The sequence below is a fragment of the Saccharothrix algeriensis genome (assembly GCF_016907655.1).
In the GTDB taxonomy this organism is placed as follows: Bacteria; Actinomycetota; Actinomycetes; order Mycobacteriales; family Pseudonocardiaceae; genus Actinosynnema; species Actinosynnema algeriense.
Window position 1 is genome coordinate 267,238 of sequence record NZ_JAFBCL010000001.1, and the last position, 16,184, is coordinate 283,421.

Below are 16,184 nucleotides of genomic sequence, written 5' to 3' on the forward strand. Positions count from 1 at the left end.
CGCGCAGGTCGGCGTGGTCGTGGTCGGTGTTCCTGTGATCGGTAGACGGGTGCGCGGACCGAGGCTTGCGGCATGATGACGAAGGTTCCGGACGGGATGTACCCGCCCTACCAGACGCCCTCGCCCTACCCGACCCCCTCGGCCCACCACCCGGTCGCGCCCTACGGGACGCCGCGGCCCCGGCGGCGGCTGCCGGCCTTGGTCGTGCTCCCGCTGGTGCTGTTCGGCGGGCTGTTCTTCGGCGGTTCGTACGCGGTCTCGCCGGAGCCCGACGTCGAGGTGCAGGCGGGCATCGGGTTCGCCGCGGTCGGCGGGCGGGGTGTGCTGCTGTCGCCCTACGAGCGGCACGGGACGCGGGGCATGTACCAGCTGATGGCGCAGGACCTGTTCCAGGTGCGGCTGGCCGCCACCGACACCGCGACCGGCGAGCTGCTGTGGGACGTCCAGCTCTCCGACGACCTCATGGGGGAGGCGGCGGTCCTCGCGGCCGGGGAGCGGTACGCCTACGTGGCCACCGACGCCGGCCTCGTCGTGGTGGACCTCGCCGACGGGTCGACGGTCGCCGGGGGCGAGGGCATCAAGGGCCTGGGCCCAGCGGCCGTCGCCGCCCGCTGGGCCTACCGGTACGACCCGGACGGCCGCCGGGTGGTGGTGATGAGCGAGAGCGGCTCGGTGCTCGCCATCGCCCTGGACTCGGCGGCGGCGACGCCGGTGGACCCGCAGGCGGCGGCGACCTGGGCGGGCGCGCTGTCCGAGCGGGCGCTGCCCGACACCCGGCCGAGCACGGTCACCGCGGCCGGGGTCCGGGACGGGGAGGTGGAGCTGCGGCCCCTGCCCGGCGGCGCGCCCGGCCGCGTGCTGGTCCGCACCGCTCCCGGCGGCGCGGAGGCGCAGGTCGGCGACACCGCGTTCCACGCGGCGGCGCTGGTCGCCGACGGCACGGCCGCGGCCGGGTTCGCCACCGGTCACGTCCTGGTGGTCCACGGCCGCGCCGTCGACGACCGGGCGCGGGTGCTCAGCGCGGTGTCGCTGGCCACGGGCGCCGTCACCGGTTCGGTCGACCTCGACTCCGCCGCGGTCGGCCGCTCCGCGAGCCGCGCCGACGGCGCCGCGGCGGTCGGGATCGGCTCCCACGTCGTCCTGCTGACCCCCGACGGCCGCCTGACCGCGCGCGCCGTCGGCACGGCCGACTTCTTCGGCAACCCCTCCTGAGCACCGGAAAGGACACCACCGTGAAGACCTTCGCCTGGATCGGCGCGCTCGTCGCCGCCGTCGGCACCGCCGCCTACGTCCACCACTCCCTCACCTCCGACGACCCGCTGCCCTGGCTCAACGGCTGGCTGGCCGCGCCCGTCGCGGCGCTGGTCGTGGTGCCGACCCTGATCAGCATCGCCCGGATGACCGAGGGCATCTCGCTGTCCGGCGGCGTGCACCGGTCCTTCCACGGCGCGCCGCTGGGCGTCGCCCGGGTGACCGGGCTGGCCCGCACCAGCCTGTCGGTCAACGACCAGCCGCTGATGGAGCTGGAGCTGGAGGTCGACACGCCCGAGGGGCACGCCTTCCGGGCCCGGACCCGTCACCTCGTCGACGTCACCGAGCTGGCCGCCGTGCAGATCGGCGCCACCCTGCCGGTGCGCTACCTGCCCGACGGGCAGGTGGCCCTGGCGACCGACGCCACGCCGGAGGAGGCGCAGGCCGCCTACGACCGCGTCCTGCTGGCCAAGGGCCTGATCACGCCCCGGCAGCTGCACATCGGCGAGCACGGCGTCGACGCGCGGGCCGTGGTGCTGGCCATGGTCCCGACCGGGGAGGTCCGGCAGGACCGCTCGGTGGTCGACCTGACCCTGCGCGTGACCCGGGCCGACCGCACGGTGTTCGACCTGACGGTGCAGAAGGCGCTGCCGCCCGACGTCGTCCCGCAGGTGCAGCCCGGCTCGGTGGTGCGCGTGCGGTACCTGCCGCACGACGAGTCGGACGTCGTCGTGCTCACCCCGGTCAAGCCGTGACGGCCCGCCGCGCCGGGGGCGCTCGTCCGACCCCCTCCGACGGCCGCCCCCAGGGGGGCACGCCCGCCCCGTGGCGCGCCGGGACCCGTGGCGGCGGGTCCCGGCGCGGGCGGCTCCGCACCGTCAGCGCGGTGCGGGCGCCTCGCCGAACGGCGCGAGCAGCTCGTCCACAGTGGACAGCCGGCCGTTCTTGACCACGGAGCGGACGTTCGCCAGCGCGGACAGGTCGCGGGACGGGTCGCCCTCGGTGAGCACCAGGTCCGCGAGCTTGCCCTCCTCCACGCTGCCCAGGTCGTCCGCCACGCCGAGCTGCCGCGCGGGCAGCAGGGTCGCGCTCTGGAGCGCCTGGAACGGGGTGAGGCCGTACTTGCCCATCGCGCGCAGGTTCAGGTGCAGGCTGACGGCCATGGTGTCCAGCGGCGCGTCGGTGCCCGCCAGGACGGTGCCGCCGGCGGCCAGCAGCCGGCTGATCACGCCGACCTCGCGCCGCGCCTGCTCGGCCGTGCCGTCCAGGAACCCGCACGGCCCGCGGCCCTGCGCGCACAGCAGCTTCGCGTGCAGGGCCTGCCACTCCTGCGGGGTGAAGAGGGTGCGCACCCGCGGGTCGTCGACGATGCCCGGGTCGTCGGCCAGCAGCGAGCCCGAGCTGAACAGCGTGCTGCTGAACGGCATCCCGCCGCGGCCCGCGAGCTGGATGACGTCCTCGTACACCCCGCCCCACGACGAGTCGCGGGCGAACGTGAAGCCCCACTTCGTCGGTCCGGACAGGTGCTCCTTCATGTCCACGCCGTGCGCGATGCCCGGGTAGAGGTAGTGCGAGGTGGTCGGGACGCCCAGGCGGTGGGCCCGGTCGGCGACGCGGGCCTGCCAGTCGAACGGGAAGCGGTCGTAGGTCTTGACCAGGTCGTAGCCCAGGGCGCGGGCCCGCGACAGCTCCAGGTCCAGCTGCCGCTCGCTGCGCACCGGCCGGGCGAACTCCCAGCCGACCCGCGAGCCCTCCAGCATCTCGCCGGTCATGAAGAACCGCGGCCCGGTGCGCGCCCCCGCGTCCAGCGACTCCCGGTCCTCCAGCGCCCGGTAGGCCGGGTCGCCGGTGGAGCGGGTGGTGGTGATGCCGTAGGACAGCAGCAGCCTGCCCTGCCGGTCGCCGACGAACCGGGACCGGATCTCCTGGTGGACGTGCACGTCCACCAGGCCGGGGGTGACGGTCAGCTTGCTCGCGTCCACGAACCGCCAGCCGGCGCGCGGCCGGTCGGCGCGGTGCGGCTCGATGCTCCTGATGCGGTTGCCGACGACCACGATGTCGACGTCGGTGCGCGGTTCGGCGTGGCGGCCGTCCCACAGGCGGCCGGCGTGGATCACCATGCGGGTGTCGGGCCGGTCGCGGGTGTAGGTGAGGTCCACCGGGACGTCGCGCGGTTCGCCGCCGTCGGCGGTGGTCAGCCGGAGCCGGCCGTTGTTGAGGTACAGCAGCGTCTTCGCGTCGCCCCAGCTGGGCGCGTCGCTGGCCTCCCGGGTGACCTGGCGGGCGGGGCCGGTCGGGGTGCCCGAGGCGTCCACCGGCAGCACGTGGATGGTGCTGTCCATGGAGAAGGCGAGCAGGCGGCCGTCCGGCGACCAGACCGGGCCGTCCTCGCCGCGGGTGGACACCGAGCCGAACGGCGCGGGCTCGACCGCGCGCGTGGCGCCCGAGGCGAGGTCGGCCAGCAGGATCTGGTTGCGCTCGTCGACGTTCGCCGCCAGCGCCAGCGTCCGGCCGTCCGGTGACCAGGAGGGCCGGCCCGGCGCGTTGAGCGGCCCGATCACGCGGGTGGCGGCGCCGGAGGCGAGGTCGAGCGTGAACGTCTGGTGCAGGTGGTCCTGGAAGGCCAGCGCGCGGCCGTCGGGCGACCAGGTGGGCGCGACCTCGGCGCCGGGCAGCGAGGTGACCCGCTGCTCGGACCCGGAGGCCACGTCGCGCACGTACAGGTCCTCGGTGCCCGCCTTGTCCGAGGCGTAGGCGATCCGCTTGCCGTCGCGCGACCACGCCGCGTCCGTCTCGTAGAACCCGTCCTCGGTCAGCCGCCGGGGCTTGCCGCCGACGGGCATCAGCCACAGGTCGTTGAGCGCCTTGAACACCACCGACCGGCCGTCGGGCGACAGCGCGGGGCCGACGATGCCGCGCACCCGCTGCGGGCGGCGGCTGTCGAAGTCGTACTCCTTGCGCTCGTAGCGGTCCCGCCTGAGCTGGAACGTCGCCGTGAACGGCACCGCCGCGGTGGTCCCGGTGGCGGTGTCGGTCACCGCGACGCGGCCGTTGGCGCCGTAGACCACCTCGTCGGCGGACCGCCAGCGCGGCGGGAACGGGAACACGTCGTCGTGGGGGCCGACCTGGCGCACCGCGCCGGCCTCGGCGACGGCGAGCGTCCGGCCGCCCTGCCCGGCGCGGACGAACGCCAGCCGGCGGCCGTCCGGCGACCACGACGGCGCGGACACCAGGCCGGGCGCGGCCGGGACGACCGTGCGCACGGCGCGGGTCTCCAGGTCGACGCTCTCCACCGCGCTGCCCTGGACGTAGGCGATGCTGCGCCCGTCCGGCGCCCAGGTGGGCTGCGACTCGCGGGTGCCGGCGGTGGTGATCCGCTCCAGCGCGCCGGAGGCGACGTCGACGGTCCAGATGTCCTCGGTGCCCTGGCGCTCCGAGGAGAACGCGATCCGCTTGCCGTCCGGGGACCACGCCGGGTAGAGGTCGTCGTGCTCGCCGCGGGTCAGCGCCCGGGCGTCGCGGCCGTCCGCCCCCACGGTCCGGATGTGGAACATGCCGTCCACGAAGGACTGGAGGGCGATCCGGCTGCCGTCCGGGGAGAACGACGGCCAGAACGGGTCGAGGAAGTCCTCGCCGATGGGCTTCGCCGCGCCGCCCGAGCGCGGCATCGAGAACAGCTGCCCCTGCAGGTCGAAGACGATGGCGCCGTCACGCGGGGACACGGCCACCGCGAGGTTGGTGCCCTCGCTGACGGTGACCGAGGTGGGCGGTCTGCGGTCCCGCGCCCCGGCCGAGGTCGCCGAGGACACCGCGAGCACGCACACCAGCGCCACGCCGCCGAAGCGGCGGAGGTTCGCAGTACGCATGGGAATACTCCTTGCGCGGGGGTGCGCTGCCGCACCGGGGCGACGGGTGCGGCGCGGCAGCGGCGGAAATCAGAGTCCGAACGCGAGCAGGACGTTGCCGTGTTCACTCGGGTACGAGGGCCAGTAGCCGGACTGGACGTAGAACATCCCGTTGGCGACCACCGCGCCACCGCTGCCGGACAGCGAGCTGCCGGCCCCGGTGAGCCCGTTGACGCCCTCGAACTCGCGGATCGTGTCGAACTCCCACCGCACCTTGCCGGTCGTGGAGTCGTAGATCCGCATCTTGCCGTCGGTGCTGCCTTCGTAGAGCAGGCCGGGACTGGTCGTCACGGCCGGGGTGTGCGCGAGCATGCACACCGTCGGGTGCGCGGCCGCGCCGCCGGTGGTGCAGCCGTCCGCCGGGTTCGGCGTCTGCCACAGCACGTCGCCGTCGGCCGGGTCGAGCGCGAACACCGTGCCGGGGTTGGCCCAGTTGGTCGCCGCGTACAGGCGCTTGCCGTCGAAGCTGCTGCCCCACTGGATGCCGCTGAGCCCGCCGCCGGGCATCGGCGCGGACAGCTGCCGCCGCCACGACACCTCGCCGGTGCGCGCGTCGAACACGTGGTAGACGCCGCTCTTCTGGCCGATGCCGACCATGGTCCGGCCGCCGGAGCGGAACAGCGTCGGCGTCGCGCCCAGGTCGTAGTCCAGCGCGGTGCCGTCCTTCTGCCCCGGGCAGTAGCCCTCGGCGTCCGGGAAGCCGCACAGCAGCCGCCAGGTGTCGGCCTTGGTCACCTGCTGCTTCCAGCGCGCGACGCCGGTGCGGGCGTCCAGCGCCAGCAGCGTGTCGAAGTCGCCGGTGGTGCCGGAGTAGAGGTTGCCGGTGCCGACGTAGACGGTGTTGGTGCGCTCGTCGACCACCGGCGAGGACCACACGCCCGCGCCGGAGGGCTCGTAGCGGGTGGCGCCGCTGGGCCACGTGCCGACCGCTCGGGGCTCCGGCGTGGTGAAGTAGCGCCACGCCAGCTCACCGGTGTCGGCGTCGAACGAGTCGAGGTGGCCCCGGAACGTGCAGCACGGGTAGTTCCGGTCGGGGTTGACGTTCTCGCTGCTGGACGCCCCGACGTAGATCCGGCCGTCGTGGTAGAGCGGCGAGCTGGTGTGCATCCCGCTGGCGTGCGGCTCGGTGTCCTTGGCCCACACCACGCGCCCGGTCCGCTGGTCCAGGGCGTAGAGGTAGCCGGTGTTGTCGCCGAAGAACACCTTGCCCCGCGCCACGGCGGGGCCGTCGTTGACCACCCCGCCGGGGTTGACCGAGCCGAGGTCGAACGTCCAGCGGGCCGCCCCGGTCCGGGCGTCGAGGGCGTGGAACTTCCCGTCCGGGCTGCCGAAGTAGATCCCGCCGTCGGCCACCGCCGGCTGGCTCTTCGCCGGGAACCCGGTCTTGGGGTAGGCGAAGGCCCACTTGAGCTTGAGCTTGCCGACCGTCCACGGCGCGATCCGGCGCTCCGCCGCGTTGAACCGCGAACCGGACTTGTCGCCCTGCCAGGTCGGCCAGTCGCCGGACCGGTGGCCGACCGGGCCGGCGGCGGCCGTGGTGGTGGTCGCGGCGGCCGCGCCGCCGACCAGCAGCGCGACCACCGCGGCCACGGCCGTGATGCGGTGTTTTCCTTTGCGGACAGGCACATCCACTCCTCTCGGGCGGGCGGCCGGTCCTCAACGTACTGGGCTGGTTCGGGGTTGCCTTGCTCCGAACACACCAAAACGCGAAACGAGACGAGCTATCCCCGTTCGGACAGATAGCGGGCTCCCGTGGCCCGCAGGCGGGAGTGCACCCCGTCAAACACCACGGCGCCCGCGAGGATGTCCTTGGGCAGCTTCGCGAGCATCGTGTAGTTGGTGTCCACGACGTTGCCGGCCGGCGCCAGCCCGGCCTGGCTCACCAGCTGGTAGGCGTCCAGCGGTTCCAGGTCCAGCAGCTGCGCGGTCCACCCGACCAGGTCGTGCTGGCTGATCCGGAACGCGTCCTCCAGCGGGCGCGCCGAGCCGGTCGACATCAGGAAGCCGTCGCTCTCCAACCGGGGCCACGCGGGCGCGCCGCCCTTGATCAGGTCGATCACGACCGCGGTGGACATGGCGGCCTCCACCGCCGTGCCGCACACCTCGCCCTCGCCCTGGCGGCAGTGGCCGTCGCCCAGCGAGATCAGCGCGCCCGGGACGTTCACGCCGAAGTAGGCGGTGGTGCCCGCCCGCATCTCCGGGGTGTCCATGTTCCCGCCGTGCGCGCCGGGCGTGATGCTCATGACCACCTCGCCGGCGGCGGGCGCGACGCCGACCGTCCCGTGCATGGGGTCCAGCGGCAATTCCACCTCGAAGTCGCTGCCGCGCGCCCGGAACCGGCACACGCCCCGGTCGGCGTCCACGTCGTACACCCAGACCCGCTCCGGCAGCGCCTCGTGCAGCATCGCCGTGGTGTGCGTCGTGGTGAGCGCGCCGAAGTGCGGGAAGGTCGTGGACACCGCCCAGTCGCGGGTCGGCCGGATCTCCACGAAGTGCACCGCCACGGTGTCGCCGGGCTCCGCGCCGGCCACCGCGATCGGGCCCGTCACCGGGTTCAGGTAGGGGAACCGGCACACCCGGCTCGGCAGGTCGTCGACGCCGCGCACCGCGCCGCCGAAGCAGTCCTCGGTGGTCAGCTCCACCACGGTGCCCGGCTCGACGGTCAGCAGCGGCTCCCGCCCGCCGAACGCGTAGGCCAGGTCGGCCGGTCCGGGGTCCAGCCGCACGACCTCGATGCTCACTCGCCCTCCTCCTTCTTCTCCTCGACACCGGCCAGTTCCGGCCGGCGGCCCGCCACCAGCAGGCCCACCAGGACCACCGCGCCGACGCCCAGCCACACGAAGCCGACGGTCTGCGCCGCGACCTTCGCGTTGACCACCACGTAGGCCAGGATCGCGAACCCGATGGCCGGCGCGACCAGGTGCGCCCACCAGTTGCGGCTGCGGCGGCGCACCACGTGGTGCACGACCACGGACACGTGCAGCACCAGGAACGCGGTCATCGCGCCGAAGTTGACCAGCGAGCTGAGCAGCGTGATGCCGTCCTCGCGGGTCTGCACGTACAGGCCCAGCGCCAGCGACACGCCGGCGACCAGCAGCGTGGCGTTGACCGGGACGCGGCGCGTCGGGTGCACCCTCGCCAGGAACGCGGGCAGCTGCCGGTCCCGCGCCATGGCGTACAGCAGCCGCGACGTCGCCGCCTGCGCCACCAGCGAGTTCGCGAAGCCCCAGGACACCGCGGTCGCCGCGGCGGTCAGCACGGCGAGCCAGCCGCCGCCGGCCGCCCGCGCCGCGTCGTAGAACGCCGTGCCGCCGCTGTCGCCGTTCTCCAGCAGCCCGGCCGGGTCGGGCACCAGCAGCGCCGCGACCCACGTCTGCACGACGAACAGCAGGCCGGTGACCAGCAGCGCGGCCACCATCGACCGGCCGATCGCGCGGGCCGAGTCGCGGTTCTCCTCGGCCAGCGTGGAGATGCCGTCGAAGCCGAGGAAGCTCAGCACCGCGATGGACACCGCGCCGAACACCAGCGGCCACGAGAACGTGTCGGCGTCGAAGATCGGGTCGAAGCTGAAGCCGCGGCCCCTGCCCTGCGCCAGGGCGACCACGCCGACCACCAGGAAGACCGCCAGGATGACCAGCTGGGCGGCCAGCATGATCCGGTTGACCCTGGCGGTGGCCTCGATGCCAAGGTAGTTGACCGCGGTGTTGAGCAGCACGAACCCCACCAGCCACAGCCACACCGGGACGGCGGGCACCAGCGAGTTCATCGCCACGCCCGCGATCAGGTAGAGCAGGCTGGGCACCAGGACGTAGTCCAGGAAGATCATCCAGCCGGCCAGGAAGCCGACCGGCGCGCCGATGCCGCGGCCCGCGTAGGTGTAGACCGAGCCCGCGACCGGGAACGCCTTGGACATCTGCGCGTAGGAGTTGGCGGTGAACAGCATCGCGAGCATCCCGATGGCGTAGGCGAGCGCGACCATGCCGCCGGAGCCCTGGAACACACTGCCGAAGATGCCGAACGGGGCGATCGGCACCATGAAGATCAGCCCGTAGACGAGCAGGTCCTTGAAGCCCAGGGATCGCCGCAGTTCCTGGGTGTAGCCGTAACGCTCGATCCCCGGGTCGCCCATGCCGTCCTCCTGCCACGCGCTGGTCGGGCGAAGCCTAGACACACTCCTTCCATTTGGAAAGGTTCCTCTTGGAAGGATGTTGGTCGGGGCGGGCGGCCCGGCCGGCGCCCCGGTCGCGACCGACCGCCGGCCGCCGGCGCCGCGGGTCAGAGCGGGGCGATCACCGTCAGGTCCAGGCCGTCGGCACGGGCCAGGTAGCCGCCCGACCGGGGCGGTCCCAGCGGCGCGGCGGCCCACGCGCCCCGGTCGGCCGACCCGAGCAGCGCCGCCGTCCCGGTCTGCGCGCCCTGGGCGGTCAGCGCGCCGGACCGGGCCAGCGCGGCGGCCAGGTGCACGCCGTCGTAGCAGCCCTCGGCGTAGGCGTCGAGCACCGGGGCCCGCCCGCCGAACAGCGCCCGGTGCCGCTCGGCCAGCGCCACCCGCCGCTGGTCGCCCTGCCCGGCGAACGACCGCATCGCCGCGTACAGCTCGCCGGTGTCGTCGCCGCCGGCCGCCAGCAGCCCGTTCTCCTCCAGCGAACCGGACAGCCGCACCACCCGGCCCGCCAGCGGCGAGGCGGTGAACACCCGGTTGAACAGCGCCAGGTCCCGGCCCACCAGGCTGAGCAGGACCGCGTCCACCCGCGCGCGGCCCAGCGCCGCGACGATCTCCTCCGCGTCGACGCCCGGACCGGGGAACGGCGCCAGCCGCGTCACCACCACCTCGCCCCCGAGGCCGCGCACGAGGTCCGCGGCGACCCGGTGCACGGCCCGCGGCCAGATGTAGTCGCTGCCGACCAGCGCCCACCGCCGCAGCCGGCGCCGCGCCACCAGCCACCGCACGGCGGGCCCGAGCTGGCGGCCCGGCGAGTCGCCCAGCAGCACCACCCCGGGCCGCCGCGCGCCGCCCTCGTGCGGCGGGGTGAAGACGTAGGGCGCCCGCCCGGCCAGCGCGGCCTCCAAGGCCCGGTGGACGTCGCTGGTGTGGAACCCGACGAACGCGTCCACCAGCCCGACCAGGCCGGCCGCCTCCCGCGCCACCTCCGACGGCAGCCGGCCGGCGTCGAGCAGCACCAGCTGCACCTCCCGGCCGGCCACGCCGCCCGCCGCGTTCAGCTCCGTGGCCGCCAGGGACGCCGCGAGCAGGCCCGACGGCCCGGTCAGCCCGAGCGCGCCGGACAGCGGCAGCAGCAGCCCGACCCGCAGCAGGGCCGGGTCCGGTCCCCCGACCGCCACCTCGACCCGGTCGCGCACCACGGAGCGCACAACCGCCGACGAGTCCATGGCCGGACAGTATGCTCGCCGACGAGTCCCCCGGCGAAAGGCCACGTCATGCCTGATCAGCACCGGTCACGCCTGGCCCGTGCGGACTTGGTCGACCTGCTCACCCGCACCCAGCGCGCGCTGGTGCGGGACCTGGGCGCGGTGCTGGAGGAGGAAGGGGTCACCGTCGACCAGTGGCGCGTGCTGCGCGCGCTGGCCGACGAGGAGCGCGCCATGGGCGAGTTGGCCGCCGCGCTGGAGATCCCGCACCCGACGCTGACCCGCCTGGTGGACGGCCTGGTCGACTCGGCCTTCCTCTACCGCTCCCAGTCCGGCGAGGACCGGCGGAAGGTCTCGGTGCACGTCTCCGACCTGGGTCTGGCCAAGCTGGACCGGCTGGAATCGCTCGCGGCGGCCCACGAGCGCACCCTGGCCGACCGCCTCGGCCGCGGCACGGTGGCGGACCTGTCAGCGCTGCTGCGCGGGCTGGCCTGACCCGCGGGGCGGCGCCCCAGGAGTCCCCCGGCCGCAGCGCCGGGCCACCTCCCGCCGAGGTGCGGCACGTCGGCGGGCGCCCGCGCCCCGGCGAACCGCGCCGTCGCGGCCCGGGTCGACGGGCGTGACGTCGTCACTCGGCGTCGGCCTCCCGCGCGCCCTCGTCCCCCGCGGGCCGCGGGGCGGTGGCCGCCTCGGCGGCCGCCTCGGCGTCGACGACCAGTTCCGGCCCGCCCCACTGGCGGTCGGTGGCGCCCATGCTGTGCTTGCCCATCGCGTACTTCCCTTCGATTTTCCGCACGCTGGTACCCCGTAGGTTGAACATTCACACATGGACAGTCCTGACCTGCGAAAACCCGTGGTTTCGGCGGGCGAGGGGCATCGAGGCGGGCCCCGGGGCACGACCTGGGGAGGACCTCCACCCCTGTCTTCCGACAGGTCGGGGTGGCGACTCGCGGCGGCAGCGGTCCGGCGGCGGGCTGCCCTACCCTCGGCGGCGGAACGGCGTTCCGGGCGCCGACGGCGGTGCCCGGTGTGGCGGGAGGGCGTGGACGCGGTGCCCCTGGTGGTCCTGTGCGCGGGGATGGCGGTCTGGTCGGCCTGCTACTTCTCCCCGCTGTCCGACAGCGTGCCCGGTGTCGTGGCGCCGGCCGTCGGGCTCCTGGTGATCGCGTTCCTCGTGGGCCGGTCGCCCGGCGGTGGGCGGCACGCCGCCCGCGCGCTCGCGCTCGGCGCGGCCGGCGGCGGCGTGTCGGGCCTGCTGCTGTCGGGACCGGACACGGCGCTGGGCGCGGTGGCCGGAATCGCGGCGCTGGCGGCCGTGCCGTGGTCGGCGGGCCGGTACCTGCGGCGGCGCGCGGAGCTGGTCGGCGTGGCGTGGGAGCGGGCCGAGCGGGCGGAGCGGGACGCCGAGCTGGCCCGCTCGCGCGAACGCGCCCGGCTCGCCGCCGAGCTGCACGACCTGGTGGGCCACGAGCTGGCGCGGGCCGCGCTGCACGTGGGCGCGCTGGAGGTCGCGCCGGCGCTGCCCGCCGAGCACCGCGCGGCGGCGCGGGAGGCCCGCGCGGGGGTGACCGCCGCCGCCGAGCGGCTGGCCGACGCCGTGCGGCTGCTGCGGCCCGACCCCTCCCCCGGCACGTCGGTGGCGGACCTCGTCGCGCGGGCGCGCCGCGACGGCCTGGCCGTGGAGCTGCTGCGCGACGACTCGCCGGGGCTGGACCCGGTGATCGCCGGCACCGCGCACCGCGTGGTCACCGAAGCCCTCACCAACGTCATCAAGCACGCGCCGCGCGCGCCGGTCGCCGTGTCGGTCGAGCGCGCCGACGGGGTCGTGGTCCGGGTGGTCAACGGCCCGGCCCGCGCCGCCGCCCCGGCCCCCGGCGGGCAGGGGCTGGTCGGCCTGGCCGAGCGCGCCGCGCTCGTCGGCGGCCGGTTCGCGGCGGGCGTCCCGGCCGGCGGCGGGTTCGAGGTCGTCGCGCACCTGCCGGAGCGCCCGGCCGCGGCGACCGCGGCCACCTACCGGCGGCGGGCCGAGCTGCGGGTGCGGCGCAGCGGCCTGCGCGCGGTGCTGGTCGCCGCCGGGACCGCGGCGGGGGTCGTGGCGTGCGGGCTGGGCTACCTGGTGTTCGACGCGGCGACCTCGACGCTGCGGCCGGCGGCGTACGAGGCGCTGCGGGTCGGCCAAGCCGAGTCGGCGGTCGCGGCGGTCCTGCCCGCCCGCACCCGGACCGACCCGGTGGGCGGCTGCCGGCACTACAGCACCGGCGCCGACCCGTTCGACGGCGACCTCTACCGGCTGTGCTTCGCCGACGGGCGGCTGGTCGGCAAGCAGGTGGTGCGCCGGTGAGCCGGATCCGCGTGGTGCTCGCCGACGACGAGGCGATCGTGCGCGTCGGCGTGCGCGCCGTGCTGTCCGCCGCGCCGGAGGTGGAGGTCGTCGCCGAAGCCGGCTGCGGCCGGTCGGCGGTGGACTCGGTGCTCGCGCACCGGCCGGACGTGGCGGTGCTCGACATCCGGATGCCCGGCCTGGACGGCCTCGACGCAGCGGTGGAGATCCGCCGGGTCAGCCCCGCCACCGGGACCCTGGTGCTCACGACGTTCGCCGACGACGCCTACATCGCCCGCGCCCTGGGCGACGGCGCGGGCGGGTTCGTGCTGAAGACCGGCGACCCGCACGAGATCATCGCCGGGGTGCGCGCGGTGGCGGCCGGCGCGGCCTACCTGTCGCCGCTGGTGGCCAAGCGGGTGGTGGACCACCTGTCCGGGCGGGGGCCGGACCTGCGGGCCACGGGCCGGGTCTCCGGGCTGACCGGGCGGGAGCGGGAGGTGCTCGGCCTGGTCGGGGCGGGCCTGTCCAACGCCGAGATCGCCGCCCGGCTGCGGCTGGTGGAGGGCACGGTGAAGGTCTACGTGAGCGCGCTGCTGCGGCGGCTGGACGTCCGCAACCGGGTGCAGGCGGCGATCGTGGCCCACGAGGCGGGCCTGATCCCGCGGGTGTGACACGCTGCCGGGCATGGCGGAGTGGCAGGTGCTGCTGGTGGGCGGCGCGTCGGGCAGCGGGAAGAGCGCGCTGTCCTACCCGGTGGCGCGGGCGCGAGGCGCGGCGCTGGTGGAGGTGGACGACCTGGTCGTGGCGCTGCAGAGCCTGACCGCGGCCGACGCCCACCCCGCGCTGCACCACTGGCTGGGGCGTTCCGCCGACGACCTGTCCGCCGACGAGGTGCTCGACGCGCAGGTGGCCCTGGCGCGGGCGTTGACGCCGGCGTTGGACGCCGTGGTGGCCAACCACCTGGACGGCGACCAGCCGCTGGTGCTGGAGGGCGACTACCTGCTGCCCGAGTTCTGCGCCCGGTGGGCCGGCCCCGGGGTGCGGTCGGTGTTCGTCCACGAGGCCGAAGCCGGCCAGTTGGAGCGCAACTACCTGCGCCGCGAACCCGCCGCCGGCGCGCAGGGCAAGCGGGCGCGCGACAGCGCCCACTACGGCGACTGGCTCGCCGCCGGGGCCGCCCGCCACGGCCTGCCGGTGATCGCCGCCCGGCCGTGGGCCGACGCGCTCGACCGGCTGGCCGCGGCGATCCGCGTGCCGTAGCCACCCGCGTGCCGCCGCTCCCGGCCGCCCGACCCGGTGCGGTCCTCGGGCCGAGCCCGCCGCAGGCCCGGACCGGCGGGAACAGTCCGATCGCGACCGTCCGGTCCAGCCGGAACCGCCCGGCGGTGGAGGCTCGGACCGGCCGGGGCCGTCCGGTGGCGGAGGTCCGGCCCGACTGGAACGGTCCGATCACGACCGTCCGGACCGGCCGGAACCGCCCGGCGGTGGTGGTCCGGTCCGGCGGGAACCGCCCGATCGCGACGGCCCGCCCCTGCCGGGACACCGGCCTAGGCTGGGAGGTCCGACCGGTCCTGCCACCCCACGGAGCCGCACCATGGCCGACGCCACCGCACCGACCCGGACCGCGACCCGGCGGCGCGTCGTCTTCGGCCTCGTGCTGTTCACCGTCACCACCCTGCTGTTCTGGGTGCCGTGGGCGGGGCTGTTCGCGCCCGGCGCGCGGTGGCCCGCGCCGGTGGTGGCGGCGGGCGCCGCGCTGTTCGCGGCGGGCTACCTGGCGTTCCCGTTCCTGCTGGTCCGCGCGCTCGGCCGCCGCCACTCCGACCGCGCCGCGCGGGTCGCCCTGCCGCTGCTGGGCCTCACCTGGATCGCGTTCGCGTGGACGCTCGTCACGCACCTGCTGCGCATCGTCCTCGCCGTCGCGGGCGTGGAGAACCCGTTGCGGGCGCGGCTGATCGCGGTGCTGCTGGCCGTGGTCGTGCTGGCGCTGGCGGCGCACGGCGCACGGGAGGCGATGCGGGTGCCGCGCGTGCGGCGGGCGGACGTCGTGCTGCCGCGCCTGGGCAAGGCGTTCGACGGGTTCACCGTGGCGGTGCTGGCCGACACCCACTACGGCCCGATCGACCGCACCCGGTGGTCCCGGGAGCTGGTCCGGGCGGTGAACGGGCTGGGCGCGGACGTCGTCGTGCACGTGGGCGACCTGGCCGACGGCACCGTGGCGCAGCGGCGCGGCCAGGTGGCCCCGCTGGCGGAGGTGCGCGCGGCCGGGCGGTTCTACGTCTCCGGCAACCACGAGTACCTCAGCAACGCCCAGGCGTGGCTGGAGCACATGGCGGACCTCGGCTGGACCGCCCTGCACAACGAGCACCGGGTGCTGGAGCGCGACGGCGCGCGACTGGTGTTCGCGGGCGTCGACGACGTCACGGCCGCGCACTCCGGCGAGGAGGGCCACGGCGCCGACCTCGGCGCCGCGCTCGCCGGCCTGCGCCCGGACGACCCGGTGGTGCTGCTGGCACACCAGCCCGGCGGGATCGGCGAGGCGGTCGCCGCCGGTGTCGACCTCCAGCTGTCCGGGCACACGCACGGCGGGCAGATCTGGCCGTTCCACCTCCTGGTGCGGCTCCAGCAGCCGGTCCTGTCGGGGCTGAGCCGGCACGGCGCGCGCACCCTGCTGTGGACGAGCCGGGGCGCCGGGTTCTGGGGCCCGCCGTTCCGGGTCTTCGCCCCGTCGGAGATCTCGCTGCTGACGCTGCGCCCGGCCTGAGCGCGGCGGGTCGGGCCGCGCCGCGACCGGGGTCCGCCGCGGGGTTGATCGGTTCCGAACGCCCGACCCGGGCGCCTGGTGATCAACTGACCACGGGCAGCAACGATCCATAGTGGTTCCGTATGATTTGCGCTCTGAATTGCAAATGACCGGTTCGACCGTTCAGTGGATTCCAGGAATGTCCGCCCGCCACGTAGGTTTGACCCCTACGAAGACCGCCCGCCGGCGGAGGTCAGGAGCGACATGAAGGACGAAAATACGCATGACCGCGAATTCCTGGTCGTGGTGAACGACGAGGAGCAGTACTCGGTCTGGTTCGCCGACCGGGACCTCCCGCCGGGGTGGCGGGCCGAGGGGACGTCCGGCACCAGGGAAGAGTGCCTGGACCACATCGCCCGGGTGTGGACCGACATGCGCCCGCGCAGCGTGCGCGAGCACCTGGCCGCGCACCGGCGCTGAGCCGCCCGGAGAAATCACCGCATTTTCGCGCACCCGTATTCCGGGTGTCCGCAGGCTGCCCGGAAATAACCGTCGAGCAGACGCGCGCAGCCGGCACACTTTTTTGTGGGGG

14 protein-coding genes are annotated in these 16,184 nt (G+C 75.4%); 8 read left to right on the forward strand and 6 right to left on the reverse strand.

Annotation, left to right across the window (positions count from 1 at the left end):
• Positions 1-72 precede the first annotated feature (72 nt).
• Both JOE68_RS01045 and JOE68_RS01050 read left to right on the forward strand, forming a co-directional pair.
• Positions 73-1,212 (forward strand): PA2928 family protein, encoded by a 1,140-nt coding sequence (locus JOE68_RS01045; RefSeq protein ID WP_204840464.1) that lies wholly within the window; start codon positions 73-75, stop codon positions 1,210-1,212.
• 20 nt (positions 1,213-1,232) lie between these two features.
• Complete coding sequence (locus JOE68_RS01050; protein ID WP_204840465.1) at positions 1,233-2,006, forward strand: hypothetical protein; 774 nt, start codon at positions 1,233-1,235, stop codon at positions 2,004-2,006.
• A gap of 123 nt (positions 2,007-2,129) precedes the next feature.
• On the opposite strand, the gene JOE68_RS01055 is transcribed toward JOE68_RS01050, so the two are convergent.
• The 5 genes from JOE68_RS01055 to JOE68_RS01075 form a co-directional block, all read right to left on the reverse strand.
• Positions 2,130-5,117, reverse strand: coding sequence for an amidohydrolase family protein (locus JOE68_RS01055; RefSeq protein WP_204840466.1), 2,988 nt, complete (start codon positions 5,115-5,117; stop codon positions 2,130-2,132).
• Positions 5,118-5,186: 69 nt separating this feature from the next.
• Positions 5,187-6,782 (reverse strand): outer membrane protein assembly factor BamB family protein, encoded by a 1,596-nt coding sequence (locus tag JOE68_RS01060; protein WP_204840467.1) that lies wholly within the window; start codon positions 6,780-6,782, stop codon positions 5,187-5,189.
• A 95-nt stretch (positions 6,783-6,877) separates the two neighbouring features.
• On the reverse strand, positions 6,878-7,897 hold the full coding sequence (locus JOE68_RS01065) for an acetamidase/formamidase family protein (RefSeq protein ID WP_204840468.1): 1,020 nt from the start codon (positions 7,895-7,897) through the stop codon (positions 6,878-6,880).
• The gene (locus JOE68_RS01070; RefSeq protein ID WP_307819412.1) at positions 7,894-9,327 is read right to left on the reverse strand and encodes an APC family permease; all 1,434 of its coding nucleotides are present in this window, start codon (positions 9,325-9,327) and stop codon (positions 7,894-7,896) included. Before JOE68_RS01070 ends, JOE68_RS01065 begins: the two co-directional genes overlap by 4 nt.
• 104 nt (positions 9,328-9,431) lie before the next feature.
• Positions 9,432-10,547 (reverse strand): ABC transporter substrate-binding protein, encoded by a 1,116-nt coding sequence (locus JOE68_RS01075; RefSeq protein ID WP_204840469.1) that lies wholly within the window; start codon positions 10,545-10,547, stop codon positions 9,432-9,434.
• A gap of 48 nt (positions 10,548-10,595) precedes the next feature.
• Between JOE68_RS01075 and JOE68_RS01080 the strand changes: the two genes are divergently transcribed.
• Entirely contained in the window at positions 10,596-11,021 is a 426-nt protein-coding gene (locus tag JOE68_RS01080; RefSeq protein WP_204840470.1) for a MarR family winged helix-turn-helix transcriptional regulator, read from the forward strand.
• A 133-nt stretch (positions 11,022-11,154) separates the two neighbouring features.
• Here the strand turns inward: JOE68_RS01080 and JOE68_RS01085 are convergent, their stop codons facing one another.
• The gene (locus tag JOE68_RS01085) at positions 11,155-11,322 is read right to left on the reverse strand and encodes a hypothetical protein (protein WP_204840471.1); all 168 of its coding nucleotides are present in this window, start codon (positions 11,320-11,322) and stop codon (positions 11,155-11,157) included.
• Positions 11,323-11,568: 246 nt separating this feature from the next.
• On the opposite strand from JOE68_RS01085, the gene JOE68_RS01090 reads away from it, so the two are divergent.
• The 5 genes from JOE68_RS01090 (at position 11,569) to JOE68_RS01110 (ending at position 16,072) form a co-directional block, all read left to right on the forward strand.
• Entirely contained in the window at positions 11,569-12,867 is a 1,299-nt protein-coding gene (locus tag JOE68_RS01090; protein WP_204840472.1) for a sensor histidine kinase, read from the forward strand.
• Positions 12,864-13,520: a response regulator gene (locus JOE68_RS01095; RefSeq protein ID WP_307819414.1), complete on the forward strand. Its 657-nt coding sequence runs from the start codon at positions 12,864-12,866 to the stop codon at positions 13,518-13,520. The genes JOE68_RS01090 and JOE68_RS01095 overlap by 4 nt, the downstream gene beginning before the upstream one ends.
• Before the next feature lie 13 nt (positions 13,521-13,533).
• Positions 13,534-14,109 carry a hypothetical protein gene (locus tag JOE68_RS01100; RefSeq protein ID WP_204840473.1) on the forward strand — a complete coding sequence of 192 codons (576 nt, stop codon included), beginning with the start codon at positions 13,534-13,536 and terminating at the stop codon, positions 14,107-14,109.
• Positions 14,110-14,443: 334 nt separating this feature from the next.
• The gene (locus JOE68_RS01105) at positions 14,444-15,613 is read left to right on the forward strand and encodes a metallophosphoesterase (protein ID WP_204840474.1); all 1,170 of its coding nucleotides are present in this window, start codon (positions 14,444-14,446) and stop codon (positions 15,611-15,613) included.
• Positions 15,614-15,856: 243 nt separating this feature from the next.
• Complete coding sequence (locus tag JOE68_RS01110; protein ID WP_204840475.1) at positions 15,857-16,072, forward strand: MbtH family protein; 216 nt, start codon at positions 15,857-15,859, stop codon at positions 16,070-16,072.
• Positions 16,073-16,184 lie beyond the last annotated feature (112 nt).